15 protein-coding genes and 1 pseudogene are annotated in these 17,352 nt (G+C 70.7%); 11 read left to right on the top strand and 5 right to left on the bottom strand.

What is annotated here, in order from left to right; genetic code table 11:
- Nucleotides 1-32 precede the first annotated feature (32 nt).
- The 7 genes from ABKA19_RS14750 (at nucleotide 33) to scpC (ending at nucleotide 7,359) form a co-directional block, all read left to right on the top strand.
- The gene (locus ABKA19_RS14750) at nucleotides 33-578 is read left to right on the top strand and encodes a UPF0149 family protein (RefSeq protein WP_162377655.1); all 546 of its coding nucleotides are present in this window, start codon (nucleotides 33-35) and stop codon (nucleotides 576-578) included.
- A gap of 4 nt (nucleotides 579-582) precedes the next feature.
- A complete protein-coding gene (locus ABKA19_RS14745; RefSeq protein WP_353689681.1) occupies nucleotides 583-1,905 on the top strand; it encodes an aminopeptidase P N-terminal domain-containing protein in 1,323 nt (440 codons plus the stop codon).
- Nucleotides 1,906-2,119: 214 nt separating this feature from the next.
- On the top strand, nucleotides 2,120-2,590 hold the full coding sequence (locus ABKA19_RS14740) for a MarR family winged helix-turn-helix transcriptional regulator (protein ID WP_162377656.1): 471 nt from the start codon (nucleotides 2,120-2,122) through the stop codon (nucleotides 2,588-2,590).
- Nucleotides 2,591-2,595: 5 nt separating this feature from the next.
- Entirely contained in the window at nucleotides 2,596-3,696 is a 1,101-nt protein-coding gene (locus ABKA19_RS14735) for an HlyD family secretion protein (protein WP_353689541.1), read from the top strand.
- A gap of 55 nt (nucleotides 3,697-3,751) precedes the next feature.
- Nucleotides 3,752-5,293 (top strand): MDR family MFS transporter, encoded by a 1,542-nt coding sequence (locus ABKA19_RS14730; RefSeq protein ID WP_353689540.1) that lies wholly within the window; start codon nucleotides 3,752-3,754, stop codon nucleotides 5,291-5,293.
- 35 nt (nucleotides 5,294-5,328) lie between these two features.
- Nucleotides 5,329-5,715 (top strand): SMU1112c/YaeR family gloxylase I-like metalloprotein, encoded by a 387-nt coding sequence (gloA2, locus tag ABKA19_RS14725; protein ID WP_353689539.1) that lies wholly within the window; start codon nucleotides 5,329-5,331, stop codon nucleotides 5,713-5,715.
- Nucleotides 5,716-5,847: 132 nt separating this feature from the next.
- Complete coding sequence (scpC, locus tag ABKA19_RS14720) at nucleotides 5,848-7,359, top strand: succinyl-CoA:acetate CoA-transferase ScpC (protein ID WP_353689538.1); 1,512 nt, start codon at nucleotides 5,848-5,850, stop codon at nucleotides 7,357-7,359.
- A 150-nt stretch (nucleotides 7,360-7,509) separates the two neighbouring features.
- Here the strand turns inward: scpC and cysK are convergent, their stop codons facing one another.
- Both cysK and cobA read right to left on the bottom strand, forming a co-directional pair.
- Nucleotides 7,510-8,469 carry a cysteine synthase A gene (gene cysK, locus ABKA19_RS14715; RefSeq protein ID WP_353689537.1) on the bottom strand — a complete coding sequence of 320 codons (960 nt, stop codon included), beginning with the start codon at nucleotides 8,467-8,469 and terminating at the stop codon, nucleotides 7,510-7,512.
- A gap of 54 nt (nucleotides 8,470-8,523) precedes the next feature.
- Nucleotides 8,524-9,366 (bottom strand): annotated as a pseudogene (cobA, locus tag ABKA19_RS14710) (uroporphyrinogen-III C-methyltransferase); the annotation flags it as partial.
- Between the two features lie 166 nt (nucleotides 9,367-9,532).
- Here cobA and ABKA19_RS14705 point away from each other — a divergent pair.
- The 4 genes from ABKA19_RS14705 (at nucleotide 9,533) to ABKA19_RS14690 (ending at nucleotide 12,495) form a co-directional block, all read left to right on the top strand.
- Nucleotides 9,533-10,516: a LysR family transcriptional regulator gene (locus ABKA19_RS14705; RefSeq protein ID WP_353689536.1), complete on the top strand. Its 984-nt coding sequence runs from the start codon at nucleotides 9,533-9,535 to the stop codon at nucleotides 10,514-10,516.
- A 101-nt stretch (nucleotides 10,517-10,617) separates the two neighbouring features.
- Entirely contained in the window at nucleotides 10,618-11,001 is a 384-nt protein-coding gene (locus ABKA19_RS14700; protein ID WP_353689535.1) for a DUF6165 family protein, read from the top strand.
- Between the two features lie 387 nt (nucleotides 11,002-11,388).
- Nucleotides 11,389-11,655 carry a hypothetical protein gene (locus tag ABKA19_RS14695; protein ID WP_162377664.1) on the top strand — a complete coding sequence of 89 codons (267 nt, stop codon included), beginning with the start codon at nucleotides 11,389-11,391 and terminating at the stop codon, nucleotides 11,653-11,655.
- 156 nt (nucleotides 11,656-11,811) lie between these two features.
- A complete protein-coding gene (locus tag ABKA19_RS14690; RefSeq protein WP_353689534.1) occupies nucleotides 11,812-12,495 on the top strand; it encodes a hypothetical protein in 684 nt (227 codons plus the stop codon).
- 319 nt (nucleotides 12,496-12,814) lie between these two features.
- On the opposite strand, the gene ABKA19_RS14685 is transcribed toward ABKA19_RS14690, so the two are convergent.
- From ABKA19_RS14685 to ABKA19_RS14675, 3 genes are read right to left on the bottom strand one after another with little or no spacing between them, the layout of a single operon-like run.
- Complete coding sequence (locus tag ABKA19_RS14685) at nucleotides 12,815-13,558, bottom strand: phosphoadenylyl-sulfate reductase (RefSeq protein ID WP_353689533.1); 744 nt, start codon at nucleotides 13,556-13,558, stop codon at nucleotides 12,815-12,817.
- Nucleotides 13,559-13,598: 40 nt separating this feature from the next.
- Nucleotides 13,599-15,326 carry an assimilatory sulfite reductase (NADPH) hemoprotein subunit gene (cysI, locus tag ABKA19_RS14680; RefSeq protein ID WP_353689532.1) on the bottom strand — a complete coding sequence of 576 codons (1,728 nt, stop codon included), beginning with the start codon at nucleotides 15,324-15,326 and terminating at the stop codon, nucleotides 13,599-13,601.
- Between the two features lie 19 nt (nucleotides 15,327-15,345).
- Entirely contained in the window at nucleotides 15,346-17,199 is a 1,854-nt protein-coding gene (locus tag ABKA19_RS14675) for an assimilatory sulfite reductase (NADPH) flavoprotein subunit (RefSeq protein WP_353689531.1), read from the bottom strand.
- Nucleotides 17,200-17,352 lie beyond the last annotated feature (153 nt).

Below are 17,352 nucleotides of genomic sequence, written 5' to 3'. Positions count from 1 at the left end.
TGGATTTCCGCCTCGCCAACCGCTCGAACCGAATGCCCGACCTGCCGACCCCCGAAGACATCGACGAAGCCAGCCGCGCGCTGCAACTGGGCGCCAGCGTGGCCGAACTGCACGGCGGCCTGTGCGGCTGGCTGGCCGGCGGCGGCGAGGACACCGCGGCCTGGCCGGCGCGCGTGCTGGCGGATCCGGGGCTGCCGGCGCCGGCGCCGGGCAGCGCGCTGGATGGCCTGCGCCGGGCCACGGTCGCGCAGCTGGGCGACGGCGAGTTCTCCTTCGAGCTGCTGCTCGGCGACGATGACCTGCCGCTGCGCCAGCGCGCGCAGGCGCTGTTCGACTGGTGCCGCAGCTTCCTGGGCGGATTCGGCCTGGCCGCCGGCGCGCAGCCGCCGTTGTCGGAAGAGGGCGCCGAAGCGCTGCAGGACCTGGCCCGCCTCGCCGGCGCCAGCGTGCAGGAGATCGACGAGGACGACGAAGACGAGTCGGCCCTGTCGGAACTGGAGGAGTTCGTCCGCGTCGCCGTCCTGCTGCTGCACGGCGACTGCGTGCTGGGCCCGCGTCACCGCCGCAGCCTGAACTGACATGCTGCGCCAGCTCACCGGCATCACCGCGGCCGAGTACGCGCGCCGTCGCCGCCAGCTGATGCGCATGGCCGGCGAGGACGCGATCCTGGTCCTGCCCGCCGCGCCGGCGCGGGTCCGCAGCCACGACACCCACTACCCGTACCGGCAGGACTCCGACTTCTGGTACCTGTGCGGCTTCCCGGAGCCGGAGGCGGTGCTGGTCCTGGTGCCGGGGCGCAAGCACGGCGAAACCCTGCTGTTCTGCCGCGAACGCGATCCCGAGCGCGAGGGCTGGGACGGACCGCGCGCCGGCCAGGAAGGCGCGGTCGCCGACTTCGGCATGGACGACGCGTACCCGATCGACGACCTGGACGAGATCCTGCCCGGGTTGCTGGAGGGGCGCTCGCGGGTCTACTACCACTTCGGCCGCGACGCCGAGTTCGACCTCAAGCTGATCGGCTGGGTCAACCGGGTGCGGGCGCAGGTCCGGCATGGTGCGCAGCCGCCGCACGAGTTCCTCGAGCTGGGCCACCTGCTGCACGAGCAGCGGCTGTTCAAGTCGCGCGACGAGATCCGGCTCATGGAGAAGGCGGCGCAGATCAGCGTGCGCGCCCACGAGGCGGCGATGCGCGCCACGCGCCCGGGCGTGCACGAGTACGAACTGCAGGCCGAGCTCGAACGCGTGTTCCGCGCATCCGACGCGTGCCCGGCGTACAACAGCATCGTCGGCGCCGGCGCTAATGCGTGCGTGCTGCACTACGTGGCCAACTCCGCGCGCGCGGCCGACGGCGAGCTGGTGCTGGTCGATGCCGGCGCTGAATACCGCAACTACGCCGCCGACATCACCCGCACCTTTCCGGTCAACGGCCGCTTCTCGAAGGAGCAGCGGGCCCTGCACGACCTGGTCGGCGCGGCGCAGGCGGCGGCGCGCGCATGCGCCCGCCCTGGCGTGCCGTGGCTGGCGATCCACGACGCGGCGGTTGAAGCGCTCACCGAAGGGCTGCTGCGGCTGGGCCTGCTCAAGGGCTCGCTGGAAAAGAACATCGCCGACGGCCACTACAAGCGCTTCTACCGGCACAAGAGCGGCCACTGGCTGGGCCTGGATGTGCACGACGTGGGCGACTACCGCATCGACGGCGAGTCGCGCCTGCTCGAGCCGGGCATGGTCCTGACCATCGAGCCGGGCCTGTACGTGGCCGCCGACGACAAGGCCGTGCACGCGAAGTGGCGCGGCATCGGCATCCGCACCGAGGACGACGTGCTGATCACCGCCGACGGCCACCGCGTGCTGAGCGACGGTTTGGCCCGCTCCGCCGACGAGATCGAAGCGTTCATGGCCGCGTAGAGCGGGGCTCGCCCCGCTTCCCCCGGCTGGTTCCCGGGTTTTTCCAGCGTCCGGCGTACCCCGCCTGACGCCGCATGCGTGCGCGGGCGGACGAGGTGGGGGCTCGTGTGGCCGGCATCCCGGGCGTGGGTAGCGGGGCGAGCCTCGCTCTACGGTGAATGGCGGAGCCGGACGGGTTGAAATACCTGCCTAGGCATCTATATCCTGTGCAGCCATGACCAAGACCGATCCCCGCGAAAGCCTCGGCTACCAGGTCGCCGACTTGCACCGCCTGTTCGGGCGCGTCTTCGACCGCCGCGTCGCCCACCTGGAGCTGACCCGCGTGCAGTGGCGCGCGCTCAAGCACCTGGGCCACGCCGAAGGCGTCACCCAGGTCGAGCTGGCCGACCGCCTGGACATGGAGCCGATCGCGCTGGGCCGGGTCATCGACCGGCTGCAGAAGGCCGGCTTCGTCGAGCGCCGCGCCGATCCCGCCGACCGCCGGGTCTGGCGCCTGTACCTGCTGCCGCAGTCTGCGCGGGTGACCGGTCCGGTCGAAGCGGTCGCCCAGGCGCTGCGCAAGGAGGCCACCGCCGGCATCTCCGCCGCCGACCTGGCGACCACGCTGGCGGTGCTGGACCGCGTCCGCGACAACCTTTCCCGGATCGACCGCGAAGATCGCGGCGAACCTTCTTCCCAGAGTTGAGCCCCATGACCAGCAAGTCCGACAACGCCGCCGCGCAGGCGGCCCAGGTTCCCGTCCGCAAGCGCCGCGTGCCGCTGTGGCTGTGGGTCGCCGGCCCGCTCGCGGTGGCCGGCTTCTTCGGCTGGCAATGGCTGTACGCCGGCCGCGAGGTCGACACCGACAACGCCTACGTCAAGGCCGAGCGCATCCTGGTGGCGCCGCAGGTCGGCGGCCGCGTGGTCGAAGTGGCGGTCGGCCAGAACCAGCCGGTGAAGAAGGGCGACCTGCTGTTCCGCATCGATACCCAGCCGCTGGAGATCGCGGTGGCGCAGAACGAGGCGCTGCTGGCGCACATGGCCAATGCAGTCGACGCCAGCCGGGCCAAGGTGACCGGCACCGGCACCTCGATCCAGGCCGCGCGCGAAACCCTGGCCTGGGCCCAGCGCGACCTGCAGCGCCTGCAGCAGCTGGGCGACCAGCAGCTGGTCTCGCGCAAGATGGTCGACGACGCCCGCCACGCCGTGGCCGAAGCGCGCACCGACCTGGCCGACGCCATCGCCGCGCAGAGCGAAGCCGCCGCCTCGCTCAGCGGCAAGGCCAGCACGCCGACCGAAGACCTGCCCGACTACCGCGCCGCGCTGGCGATGCTGGCCAAGGCCAGGCTCGACCTGGCCCATGCCGAGGTGCGCGCGCCGGTGGACGGCGTGATCGGCACCCATGACCTGCAGGTCGGCGAGTTCCTCAACGTCGGCCAGACTGCGATGCCGCTGGTGGCCGCCGATCCGGTGTGGATCGAGGCCAACTTCAAGGAGACCGAGCTGGCGAAGATGCAGGTCGGCCAGGCGGCCACCATCGAGGTCGACAGCTATCCGGGCGTGGAGTGGAAGGCGCACGTGGCCTCCATCGCACCGGCTTCGGGCGCCGAGTTCAGCGTGCTGCCGGCGCAGAACGCCACCGGCAACTGGGTCAAGATCGTGCAACGCATCCCGGTCCGCCTGGAGCTGGACGGCGCCGACCGCGACGATCCGCCGGTGCTGCGTGCCGGCATGAGCGCCGAGGTCAAGGTCGACCTGCGCGATGCGCCTGCCGCCGACGCGGCCACGGCCGTGGCCGCCGGCCAGCACTGACCCGCCCGCTCACGGACGCGCCCTTGGCCGTGACGCCATCGAACCGGTACCCGACATGATCCCGCGCCTGAATCGTTCCGAAGGCGGTAGCCGCGCATTGCTGGTCGGCTCGGTGATGCTGGCCACGCTGATGCAGGCGCTGGACACCACCATCGCCAACGTCGCCCTGCCGGACATGCAGGGTTCGCTGTCGGCCACCCAGGACCAGGCCTCGTGGGTGCTGACCAGCTATATCGTGGCGGCCGCCATCCTGACCCCGGTCACCGGCTGGCTCGCCGCGCGGCTGGGCCGGCGCCGCCTGCTGATCATCGCGGTCAGCGGCTTCACCGCGGCCTCGGTGCTGTGCGCGATGGCCACCGGCATCGGCCAGATGGTCATGTTCCGCATCCTGCAGGGCGTGTTCGGCGCCTCGCTGGTGCCGATCTCGCAGTCGCTGCTGCTCGATGCGTTCCCCAGGGAAAAGCACGGCGCGGCGATGGCGATGTGGGGCATGGGGATCATGGTGGGCCCGATCCTGGGACCGCCGCTGGGCGGCTGGCTGACCGAGTACTACAGCTGGCACTGGGTGTTCCTGATCAACCTGCCGGTGGGCGTGATCGCGCTGGTCGGCATCCTGGCCAGCGTCAAGCCCGAGACGCCGCGCCCGCGTCCGCTCGATGCGATCGGCCTGGCCCTGCTGGCGCTGGGCATCGGCGCGCTGCAGCTGTTCCTGGACCGCGGCGAGACCATGGACTGGTTCGGCAGCCTCGAGATCCAGGTCGAGGCGGCGCTCGCCTTCCTGGCCCTGTACCTGTACGGGCTGTGGTGGTGGAGCCGGCGCGATCGCGCGCTGCTGGACCTGGGCATGCTCGGCAACCGCAACTTCGCCGTCGGCTGCGTGCTGATCTTCGTCGTGGGCATCGTGCTGTTCGCCACGCTGGCGCTGATGCCGCCGTACCTCAACACGCTGATGCACTATCCGGTGCTGACCATCGGCCTGGTGCTGGCGCCGCGCGGCATCGGCACCATGTTCACAATGATGCTGGTCGGGCGGATGTTGGGACGGATCGACGCGCGGATCCCGATCCTGGTCGGCATGGCTATGATGGTGCTATCCCTGCACGGGATGTCGCAGTTCGGTACCGAGGCCTCGATCGAGGCGGTGGTCTGGCTGGGTGTGCTGCAAGGCATGGGCCTGGGCCTGGTGTTCGTGCCGATCTCCACGATCGCGTACTCGACCCTGCCCGCGGCGCAGCGCACCGAGGCCGCCGGACTGTTCAGCCTGGTCCGCAACATCGGCTCCTCGGTGGGCATCTCGATGGTGGTCGCGCTGCTGGCGCGCGCCACCCAGGTCAACCACGCCGAGATCGCCGCGCGGATTCCCGCCTACGGCGCCGAGCAGGGCCTGCTGCCGGCGATCTGGAATCCAGCCACCGCTTCCGGCGCGGCGATGCTCAACGCCGAGGTGACGCGCCAGGCGGCCGCGATCGGCTACGCCAACGACTTCTGGCTGATGATGGTGCTGACCCTGTGCGCGATGCCGCTGGTGCTGCTGATGCACAGCGGGCGCCACGACACCGGTAGCAGTGCCTCCGATGCGGCGGCGGCCGCGCATTGAGCGCGGGGCCGCCGGATCCGGGCGATGATCGGCGGATGAAACTCGCAGGCATCCACCACGTCGCGATCATCGCCTCCGACTACGGGCGTTCCAAGCGCTTCTATGTCGACGTGCTTGGCCTGGAGGTGGTCGCCGAGGCGTACCGCGAGGCTCGCGACTCGTGGAAGCTCGACCTGCGACTGGCCGACGGCACCCAGCTGGAGCTGTTCTCGTTCCCCGCACCGCCACCACGACTGTCGCGCCCTGAGGCCTGCGGGCTGCGCCACCTGGCGTTCCGGGTCGCCGACCTGGACGCCGCACGGGCGCACCTGTGCGCGCATGGCGTGGACTGCGAGCCGGTGCGGGTGGACGAGTACACCGGACGCCGCTTCTCCTTCTTCGCCGATCCGGACGGGCTGCCGCTGGAGCTCTACGAAGGCTAGGTGGCCGCGGTCTTGCACACGGGCCGCAAGCCGATGCAATTAGCCGAAGATCGAAGTCCGCGCAATGTGCTGGATCACGGCCGCACGGGACAGGGTCGATAGAATTGCCGCATCCCCACCGGAACACCACCAATGAGCAACAGGATCGCGCACGCTGGACTGGCCGCGAAGCGGATGGGCGCCGAGCAGGCCGCCGCGCTCATCGGCCCGGGCATGTCGGTCGGCATGAGCGGCTTCACCGGCGCCGGCTACCCGAAGGCGATTCCGCTGGCGCTGGCGACACGGATCACCGCGGCGCGCGACCGTGGCGAACCCTTCGCGTTGCGCATCCTCACCGGCGCCTCGACCGCGCCCGAACTCGACGGCGCGCTCGCCCGTGCCGGCGGCATCGACTTCCGCCTGCCTTACCAGTCCGACCCGGAACTGCGCGCGCGCATCAACGCCGGCGAGATCGAGTACATGGACATCCACCTGGGCCATGTCGCGCAGTACACCTGGTTCGGCTTCCTAGGCCACATGGATGTGGCGGTGGTCGAGGTGAGCGCGATCCTGCCCGATGGGCGGCTGGTGCCGTCGACCTCGGTGGGCAACAACAAGACCTGGCTGGACCTGGCCGACAAGGTGATCCTGGAGGTCAACCACCGCCAGCCGCCCGGCCTGGACGGGATGCACGACATCTACTACGGCACCGCGCTGCCGCCGGCGCGCAAGCCGATCCCGCTGGTGCACCCGGGCGATCGCATCGGCGAGCCGTACCTGCGTTGCGATCCGGCCAAGGTGATCGCCGTGGTGGAGACCGACGCGCCGGACCGGCTCGGCGCATTCGCGCCGCCGGACGACACCTCGCGCCGCATCGCCGCGAACCTGGTCGATTTCTTCCGCCACGAGATCCGCGCCGGGCGCCTGCACGAGCAGCTGCTGCCGTTGCAGTCGGGCGTGGGCAACGTCGCCAACGCGGTGCTCGCCGGCCTGCGCGACGCCGGGTTCCGCGGCCTGACCGCCTTCACCGAGGTGATCCAGGACGGCATGCTCGAGCTGATCGGCGACGGCACCATCGAAGTCGCCTCGGCCAGTTCATTCGCGCTCAGCCCGCAGGGCGTCGCCGACTTCGTCGCCAACATCGACCGCTACCGCGAGCGGATCGTGCTGCGCCCGCAGGAGATGTCCAACCACGCCGAACTGATCCGCCGCCTCGGCGTGATCGGCATGAACGGCATGGTCGAGGCCGACCTGTACGGCAACGTCAATTCCACCCACGTGGCCGGCACCAGCATCATCAACGGCATCGGTGGTTCGGGCGACTTCGCCCGCAACGGCTTCCTTTCCTGCTTCCTCACTCCGAGCACGGCCAAGAACGGCGCGATCTCGGCGATCGTGCCGATGGTCAGCCATGTCGACCACACCGAGCACGACGTGGCGGTGGTGGTCACCGAGCAGGGCCTGGCCGACCTGCGCGGCCTGTCGCCCAAGCAGCGCGCGCGCAAGATCATCGAGAACTGCGCGCATCCGGACTACCGGCCGATGCTGCAGGACTACTTCGAACGCGCCTGCCTGCACAGCCGCGGCCGGCACACGCCGCACCTGCTGCCCGAGGCGCTGTCCTGGCACCAGCGTTTCCTAGAGACGGGCACGATGCGGGCCTGACCCCAGGGCCTCCGCCTCCGGTTCCCGCGAGGCGCGCGCGTCCGCGCTTCGCTTCCGGGTCCGCGCGCTGGGGTGCGCACGGGTCGATGCAGAAAAAAAAGCGGGCGGCACCTGCGTGCCGCCCGTCGATTCACGCGATGTGTCGAAGGCTCAGCCGAGCGATGCAAGCCACTCGTCGTCCGAGCCCTCGTTGACGCCCTCGAACAGCGGCGTGGAGAAGTAGCGCTCGCCGGTGTCGGGCAGCATCGCCAGGAGCACCGAGCCCTTGGGCGCGTCGGCGGCGACCTTCAGCGCGGCGGCCACGGTGGCGCCGGCGGAGATGCCGACGAAGATGCCTTCCTCGGCCGCCAGGCGCCGCGACGTCGCGATGGATTCGTCGTCGCCCACGCCCAGGATCTGGTCGGCGACTTCGCGGTTGAGCACGGCCGGGACGAAGTCCGGGGTCCAGCCCTGGACCTTGTGCGGCTTCCACTCGTTGCCTGCCAGCAGCGAGGCGTTGACCGGTTCGGCGGCGGTGATCTTCACTTCGGGCCGAGCCACACGCAGCACCTCGCCGACGCCGGTCAGCGTGCCGCCGGTGCCCCAGCCGGTGATGAAATGGTCGAGCCGGCGGCCGGCGAAGTCGCGCAGGATCTCCGCCGCGGTGGTCTGGCGATGGTAGGCCGGGTTGGCCGGGTTCTCGAACTGGCGGGCCAGGAACCAGCCGTGCTTCTTCGCCAGTTCCTCGGCGCGGCGGACCATTCCGCTGCCGCGCTCGGCCGCCGGGGTGAGGATCACCTTGCCGCCGTAGGCACGGATCAGCTTGCGGCGTTCGATCGAGAAGGTCTCCACCATCGTCGCCACGAACTTGTAGCCGCGCGCGGCGGCCACCGCGGCCAGGGCCACGCCGGTGTTGCCCGAGGTCGCCTCGATGATGGTGTCGCCGGGCTTGAGCAGGCCCTTGGCCTCGGCGTCGAGCACGATCGCCAGCGCCAGGCGGTCCTTGACCGAGCCGGCCGGGTTGAACGCCTCGACCTTGGCGTAGAGCTCCACGTGCGCGGGCGCGACGCGGTGCAGCTTGACGACCGGGGTGCGGCCGATGGTGTCGAGGATGCTGTTGTAGATGGCCATTGCGTTGTTCCGGAAGTCGCGGGAAGGCGGGAAGTGGGAGGGGATACGCGTTAATCAGGCGGCGCGGGCCAAGGCCGGTTCAGCGACCGGCGGGCCCAGGGGCGCGGCCCCGAACCAGTGCAGGTGCGCGGCCAGCGCGGCCACCTCGCCGAGGATCAGCAGCGCCGGCGAGGCGACGTCGTGCGCGCGCGCGGTGTCGGGCAGGTCGCCCAGGGTGCCGGTGACCACCCGCTGTTCGGGCCGCGACCCGTTTTCGACCAGCGCGAACGGCGTGCCTGGGTCGCGGCCGGCGGCCAGCAGGCGCTCGCGCAGCCGCTCCAGCCCGGCCACGCCCATGTAGACGGCCAGCGTCTGCCGCTCCTGGGCCAGCGCATCCCAGTCCAGCGTGTCCACGCCGTCGCGGCAGTGCGCGGTGAGCAGGCGGACTGACTGGGCGTGGTCGCGGTGGGTCAGCGGGATGCCGGCGTAGGCCGCGCAGGCGACCGCGGCGGTGATGCCCGGCACCACCCGGTACGGAATGCCGTGCGCGCGCAGGACTTCCAGCTCCTCGCCGCCGCGGCCGAACACGAACGGGTCGCCACCCTTGAGCCGGACCACGCGACGGCCGGCGCGGGCGTGTTCCAGCATCAGCGCATGGATGTCTTCCTGCGCCATGCTGTGGCGGCCGGCGGACTTGCCGACCTCGACCAGCACGGCGTCGGGATGGGCCAGGGCCAGCACGCCCGGGCCCACCAGGCGGTCGTACAGCACCACCTCGGCCGCCTCCAGCGCCCGCACCGCATGCAGGGTGAGCAGGCCCGGGTCGCCCGGGCCGGCGCCGACCAGGGCCACGCCGCCGGGCGGCAGGTCGAAGGGCGCGCTGGCGGGGGGCGGTGATGGGGTCACGGCAGGAAGGGCGGGGCGGAGGGAGCCGGGATGCCGACCGTAGCGCCGGCTCATAACCGCCGGAAATAACTTGCCGCACCGTGCTCATGCCTTCCGGTTATATGCTGGGCGGGCGATTGCCTCTACAGTCCTTGGCCTGCCCCTTCCGCGTTCCCCGAGTGCCCCCGGCACCCCTCCGATGACGCTCACCCAGCTGCGCTACCTCGTCGCCATTGCCGATGCCGGGCTGAACATCACCCTGGCGGCCGCGCGCGTGCACGCCACCCAGCCGGGCCTGTCCAAGCAGCTCAAGCAGCTGGAAGACGAGTTGGGCTTCCTGCTGTTCGTGCGCAAGGGCCGCAGCCTCGAGGCGATCACCCCGGCCGGCGCCGAGGTACTGGAGCGGGCCCGGGTGATCCTGGCCGAGACCACCAACATCCGCGCCTACGCCGCCAACCAGCGACGCGAGAGCCATGGCCAGCTGACCATCACCACCACCCATACCCAGGCCCGCTTCGTGCTGCCGCCGGCGATCGCGCGGATCAAGCGCGAGTTCCCGCAGGTGAGCGTGCACTTGCAGCAGTCCGCCGAAGGCGCCGCGCTGGACCTGCTCAGCCAGGGCGACGCCGACATGGCCGTGGTCAGCACGGCCGGCGGCGAGCCGCAGGGCGGCATCGCGGTGCCGCTGTACCGCTGGCGCCGCCTGGCGCTGGTTCCGCGCGGCCACGAGCTCGACCGCGCCGGGCGGGCGCCGGACATGGCCGAGCTGTCGCGGCATCCGCTGATCAGCTACGAGTCGTCGGTGCGCCCCGAATCCTCGCTGCAGCGCGCCTTCGCCAGCGTCGGCCTGGAGCCGAACCTGGCCCTGACCGCGCTCGACGCGGACCTGATCAAGACCTACGTGCGTGCCGGCCTGGGCGTGGGCCTGCTGGCGGAGATGGCGGTGGGCGTGGGCGACACCGACCTGCGCGGCTGGCCGGCGCCGAAGGAAATGAGCGAATGCATCGCCTGGGCGGTGCTGCCGCGCGAGCGGGTGCTGCGCGACTACGCCTTGGAAATGGTCAACGTGCTGGCGCCGCAGATCGACAAGCGCGACCTGCGCCGCGTGCTCGACGGCAACCAGGCGCCGGACTGGCCCGAGCCGCCCACCTGGGAATCGCTGACCCAGACCATCACCAGCTGAGCGCCCCTCGTTGCCGCCGTCGCAGCTGCGTGGACCTTGCGCGACGGCGGTGTCGTGCGCGGCCGCTAGAATGACTGCTTCCCACGCAGCCGGTCGCCCGCATGAACACGATCATGGTTCCCGTTTCGGTCGGGGAGCTCACCGACAAGATCACCATCCTCGAGATCAAGGCCGAGCGGATCACCGCGCCGGACAAGCGCCACAACGTGCGGGTCGAACTCGAAGGCCTGCTGCCGCTGTGGGAATCGCTGTCGGCAGGCTCGGCCGAACTGGCTGGCCTGAAGGCGCAGCTGCGCGCGGTGAACGAGCGCATGTGGGACGTGCAGGACGCGCTGCGCGCCAAGGAAGCGGCGCAGGACTTCGGTAGCGGGTTCATCGAGCTGGCGCGCGCGGTGGCCGCACGCAACGGCGAGCGCGTCGGCTTCAAGAACGAGATCAACCGCCTGGCCGGTTCCCAGTTCGTGGAGGAAAAGCAGTACCGTTGAGCGCCGGCACCCGGGCGCTCTCGGCCCCGTGGGCTGATGGCGATGCGGTCGTTCCTCGACATCGATCGGGGAGGGATCCGCTCCGGGGCGGCCCGGGTTCGCTCCTCATGCGGCGTCTCGCCATGCGCATGCGCGAGTGTGTCGCCCGTCACATGCGGTTCGGCACCGCCGGCGGTTGCGTGCTCGACCGAGGCCAACCGAATTCGCGGGTATGACCGCGATTCGACGCAAAATTCCGTATTCAGGTGGCCGATCAAACGCAACGGATTCGTTGTTCTCCCTGCCTTCACAGTCCATAAACGTATTCCAACGTTAGCTGAAGGCGCTTCACGGCTTCCGCACGAAGCCCGCTATATTCCGATGCCCCATGGACGAAGGAGGATTGTCATGTTTTCTGCCAACCATCTGAGAACGGCCCGCATGCTCGGCGTGGCGATGGTCGCCACTCTCGGTCTTGCCAGCTGCGCTACCTACGACGACGAGTTCGCGACCATCAACTCGCGCCTCGACCAACTCGATACCCGGGTGCAGGGTGCGGCGCAGAGCGCCGAATCCGCCAACCAGTCCGCGCAGCAGGCCAACCAGCGGCTGGACCAGCTGGAAAGCCGCGTCCAGCAGCTCGAATCGGCGCCGACCCGCAAGCCGCGCGGGTAATTCCTTCCTGCGCAGCGTGTATCGAAACGTTTGAACCCTGGAACCGGCGGCCCCTGCTGGCCGCCGGTCTCCTTTCCTGACTACCCAGTTGCGAGGAACCGTCCCATCCGTACGTCTATTCATCCCGCGATACGCGTCGCTGGTTGCGCGCTCGTGTTGGCGCTGGGGTTCGCAAGCGTTGGCGTTGCCAGCGCCCAGCAGGATGCCGGTGCGCCGGCCGCAGTCCCCGGCGACCAGTTGCCTCCCGGTCAGGACGTTTCCGACACGGTGATCGAGTTGGCCGGCTGGATCGTCGCGACCAGGGACAGCCACGGTTACCCCTTCGTGATCATGGACAAGGCGGCAGCGCAGGTCCTGGTGTTCGGCGGTGATGGCCGGCTTCGTGGCGCCGCCCCGGGTCTGTTCGGTTCGGCGGTCGGCGACCACACGGCGCCGGGAATCGCCGGCCTCGCGCTGCGGGAGATCCCCGGACGGGATCGCACCACTCCTGCCGGTCGCTTCGTGGGCGGTTTCGGCCCCTCCGTCGATGCCGGCCGCGTCCTGTGGGTGGACTACGATTCGGCGGTTTCCATGCATCCCACGGCGACGGGCGTCCCGGCCGAGCGGCGTCCGGAACGCCTCGCATCGCCTTCGCCGGACGACAACCGCGTCACCCATGGCTGCATCAATGTCTCGCCGGAGTTCTACGAGGCGATTGTCAGCCCGACGTTCGAGCGCGGCGGCGTGTTCTACATCCTGCCGGACAAGGCCTCGCTGGCGGAGACCTTCCCCGAGTTCGCGCAGAGCCGCGCCACCGCGCAGCGCGCGGACGAGGCGCACGCGTCGGCCGACCGCAACTAGATCGCGGGGCGCTGCCCCGTCGACAGACGCTTTGGCGGGGGGGGGGGCGCTGCCGCGGCTCCTCCGCGGGCGCAGGTTGCAAGGCAGGGCGGACATCGGCGATCCGCTCGATAGTCCGGCCTTGCGCTGGAAGCGCCGGGCGCGGACCAGCAGGCCGCCTCTCCGCCATGCGGCATCGCCCCGGAGCGCGAGGCAATGGCCCGGCAAGGGCCTGGTTCATCCTCGCGCAGAAATGCACAAGGCCCGCTTTGCGGGCCTTGATGGCGGAGCCGGTCGTACGGCTTCCAGCCGGTCGGCCGTTCCTGGGGTGTCTATCCAGTCAGATGTCCTCGTGGATCCCGCACTCGCGCTTGAGGCCGAAGAAGCGGGTGTCCTCGTCGCGCATGCCCGGTTCCCAGCGGGTGGTGGTGTGGAAGTCGCCGATCGAGACGTAGCCTTCGTGCCACAGCGGGTGGTAGGGGAGGTCGTGCTTCTTCAGGTACTGCCAGATGTCGCGGTCGGACCAGTCGGCGATCGGGCTGATCTTCAGGCGGGTACCGCGTTGCTGCACGATAGGGGTGTCCGCGCGGCTGGCCGACTGGCTGCGGCGCAGGCCGGTGAACCAGGTGCCTACGCCCAGTTCGTCCAGCGCGCGACGCATCGGCTCGACCTTGCGCAGCTGGTTGTAGTTGTCCAGGCCGACCACGCCCTGCTCCCAGAGCCGGCCATGCCGGGCTTCCATCCAGGCGCGGCTGACCAGCGGGCGATAGACCTGGAGGTTGAGGTCCAGCCGCGCGACCAGTTCGTCGGCGAAGCGGTAGGTTTCCGGGAACAGGTAGCCGGTGTCGACCAGGATCACCGGGATGTCCGGCCGCTGCCGGGTCAGCAGGTGCAGGGTCACCGCCGACTGCGCGCCGAAGCTTGACGACAACGCCGCGGTGCCGGGGCCGTGTTCCAGCGCCCAGGCCACGCGCTGTTCGGCGTCCAGGGTTTCCAGCCGTGCGTTGATCGCCGCCAGGTCCAGCGCCGGCACGGCTTCCGGGCTGTTGGCGGCTTCGTGTTCGACGGGGGCGGTGAGGCTCATCGGAGGCTCCGGACGCAGGCTTCGTGTTGGCATGGGTATGTCAGGCGGCCTCGCCGAGCGCGGCCGAAGCCGGGTCGACGCGGACGTGGGTCGGGTAGGCGGGCAGGGCGACGATGCCGGCACGGTGCAGGAAGTCGCCGAAGCCTTCGCCGTCTTCGCGTCCGGCGGCGTAGCGCGCGAACAGCGGGTCGAGCGCTTCGACGATCTCGGCCTCGGTGATGTTCTCGCGGTACAGCGTGTTCAGCCGCTGGCCGCGGTGGTCGGCGCCGAGCATCAAGTTGTAGCGGCCAGGCGCCTTGCCGACCAGGGCGATCTCGCCCAGGTAGGGACGCGAGCAGCCGTTGGGGCAGCCGGAGATGCGGACCAGGATCGGCGCATCGCGCAGGCCATGGCGTTCCAGCAGCGGCTCCAGGCGCGCGGCGAAGTCGGGCAGGTAGCGCTCTGCCTCGGCCATGGCCAGGCCGCAGGTCGGCAATGCAACGCAGGCCATGGCCGCGCGCGCCAGCGCGGTCGGGGCGCGGTTGCCGGCGTCCAGGCCGTGGTCGCGGACCAGCGCGTCGATGCGCTTGCGCTCGCCGGCCGGTACGCCGGCGATCACCAGGTTCTGGTTGCCGGTCATCCGGAATTCGCCCCGGTGCACGTTCGCGATCTCGCGCAGCCCGGTCAGGTGCGGCGCGCCGGGGCGGTCGGCGATGCGGCCGGCCGGCAGCGACAGGGTCAGGTGCCAGCGGCCGTCCTCGCCCTCGGTCCAGCCGTAGCGGTCGCCATTGTGTTCGAACGCGGCGGCGCGCGGTGCGGCGAACGCCACGCCTGCGCGGCGCTCGATCTCGGCGACGATGAACTCCAGGCCGTGGTCGTCGATGGTGTACTTGAAGCGCGCGCGCTTGCGCAGCACCCGGTTGCCGAAGTCGCGCTGGGTCGTGACCACCGCCGTGGCCACGTCCAGCAGGGCCGAGCGCGGGATGAAGCCGACGTTGTTGGCCAGGCGCGGGTAGGTCTCCGCATCGCCATGGGTCGAGCCCATGCCGCCGCCGATGGTGACGTCGTAGCCTTCGAGCTGGCCATCGGCACCGAGCACGCCGATGAAGCCCAGGTCGTTGGCGTACACGTCCACGTCGTTGACCGGGGGCAGGGCGAAGCCGATCTTGAACTTGCGCGGCAGGTACTTGTCGCCGTAGATCGGTTCCTCTTCCTCGCCGCTGCCGGCCACGCGTTCCTCGTCCAGCCAGATCTCGTAGTAGGCGCGGGTGTTGGGCAGCAGGTGCTCGGAGGTGGCGGCTGCATCGCCGTACAGGTCGGCGTGGGCGCGCGACAGCAGCGGGTTGGCCGCCACCTGCACGTTGCGGTTGACGTCGCCGCAGGCGGCCAGGGTGTCGATCAGCGCGGCGTTGATCGCCTGCATCGTCGCCTTCAGTTCGCGCTTGATCACGCCATGGAACTGGAAGGCCTGGCGGGTGGTGACCCTCAGTGAGTGGTTGGCGAAACGGGTGGCGACCGCGTCCAGCTTGAGCCACTGCTCGGGGGTGACCACGCCGCCCGGCGTGCGGGTGCGGATCATGAACTGGTACGCCGGCTCGAGCTTCTGCCGACGGCGTTCGTCGCGGATGTCGCGGTCGTCCTGCTGGTAGCTGCCGTGGTACTTGATCAGGGTCTGGTCGTCCTCGCGCAGCGCGCCGGTGACCGGGTCGGCCAGGCTTTCCAGCAGCGAGCCGCGCAGGCGGTGGCTGTCGGCCTTGATGTCTTCGACGGAGTGCGTGGTGGTGCTCATGCGTTGGCTGGGCCGGGCGTCAGTAGACGTCGCGGCTGTAGCGGCCCCCGGTCTGCAGTGAGGTGAGGTACTCGGCGGCGGCCTCGGCATCGCCGCCGTTGTGCGCCGCGACGATGTCCAGCAACGCGGCGTGCACGTCCTTGCCCATGGCGATGGCGCCGCAGACATACAGGTGCGCGCCGTTCTGCAGCCAGTCGTACAGCTCGGCGCCGCGCTCGCGCAGGCGGTGCTGCACGTAGACCTTGTCGGCCTGGTCGCGGGAGAAGGCCAGGTCGAGGCGATGCAGTTCCTTGCGCCGCAGGGCATCCTGCCACTCGACCTGATAGAGGAAGCCGGTGTTGAAGCGCTGGGCGCCGAAGAACAGCCAGTTGCGGCCGGTGGCGCCGGTCTCGGCGCGCTCCTGGACAAAGGCGCGGAACGGGGCCACGCCGGTGCCCGGGCCGATCATCACGATGTCGCGCGCGCCGTCTGCCGGCACGCGGAAGCGCTCGTTGGGCTCGATGTAGGCCGGCACCTGGCCGCCTTCGTCGAGCGCGGCCAGGAAACCGCTGGCGGCGCCGCCGTGTTCGTGGCCGTGCGCGTGGTAGCCGAGCACGTCCACGGTCAGGTGTGCTTCCTCGCCCACGCGCTTGCGGCTGGAGGCGATCGAGTACAGGCGCTGGGCCTGCGGACGCAGCGCGGCCAGCAGCGCGTCATGGTCCCAATCCGCCGGCCAGCGCCGCAGCACGTCCACCAGCTGGTGGTCGGCCAGCAGCGCGGCCAGGCCGGCGGACTGGGTGGGGTCGAGCAGCTCGGTCAGCGCCCTGGCGCCGGAACGTTCGGCATGCGCGGCCAGGAACGGGCGCGACAGCCGGGTCAGCTCGCGGCGGGTCGCCAGCCACTCGGACAGGGGCAGAGTCTGCTCGCCGGAAGTGACAGCGGCGTTGCCGTCCAGGCGCGTGGCGCCCAGCACCGCATCGACCAGCGCCGGCGGATTGCGGTGGCGGATACCCAGCGCGTCGCCCGGTTCGTAGGCCAGGCCGGACCCTTCCAGCGACAGTTCGATGTGGCGCACGTCCTTGTCGCCACTGCCGTACTGCAGGAAACCCTGGCCCTTGAACTCGCGGCCGCTGATGCGCTGGTTGGCCAGCACTTCGGCCGGGAACGGGCGCTCGTGCGACCAGGCCGCGGCGGCCGGACGCAGCGGGGTCACCGTGGCCAGGTGCGCGGCCGGCGCGGCGGCGGACTTGAGCAGCTCGCGGGCCTGGACCAGCGCGCGCTCGCGCCAGGGTCCGGCGACGGTATCGATGTCCAGGTCGGCCTGGCCCAGCTCGGCCACCCGCTGCGCGCCCAGTTCGGCCAGGCGGCCATCGAGCTTGCGCGCGATGCCGCAGAAGTCGGCGTAGCTGGTGTCGCCCAGGCCGAGCACGGCGAACTTCAGCTCCGGCAGCTTCGGCGCGCGCTTGCCGAGCAGGAATTCGGTGAAGCCGATCGAATCGTCCGGCGGATCGCCCTCGCCCTGGGTGCTGATCACCAGGTACAGCAGGCGCTCGCCGGCCAGCTCCCGGGTGGCATAGGCATCGGTACGGACCAGGCGCACCGCCAGGCCGGCCGCTTCGGCCGCCTGGGCGATCTTCTCCGCCTCGCGGCGGGCGTTGCCGGTCTGGCTGCCGTAGAGGACGGTCAGGCGCTGGCCGGCCTGTGGCGCGGCCGCGGCCGCACCACCCGGCAGGACCGCCAGGTGCGGCGGGGCCTGCACCTGGGCCAGGCCAGCGGTATAGCCGGACAGCCACCACAGCGACGGGCCGTCCAGACCCTCGACCAGCCGGGCCAACAGGACCTTGCGGTCCTCGTTGAGCGGACTGGGGGGCAGCGCGGTGGACGCAGCGGTCATCCTGGCGGGCTCGGCGGGGCGTCTTGGCTAGACGGGCCACCGATGGTAGGAATCCACGACACCAAGCTGAAACGGCTTGTGGTTATTGGCTTATGCTCTGCGCTTATTTCGCTGGCCCGGCCTGCGCCCCGAACATTCGCCGTCCCGGGCCCG

The organism is Pseudoxanthomonas sp. Soil82 (genome assembly GCF_040446535.1).
Classification (GTDB): domain Bacteria; phylum Pseudomonadota; class Gammaproteobacteria; order Xanthomonadales; family Xanthomonadaceae; genus Pseudoxanthomonas; species Pseudoxanthomonas kaohsiungensis.
This window is presented reverse-complemented; position numbering and strand designations above follow the sequence as displayed.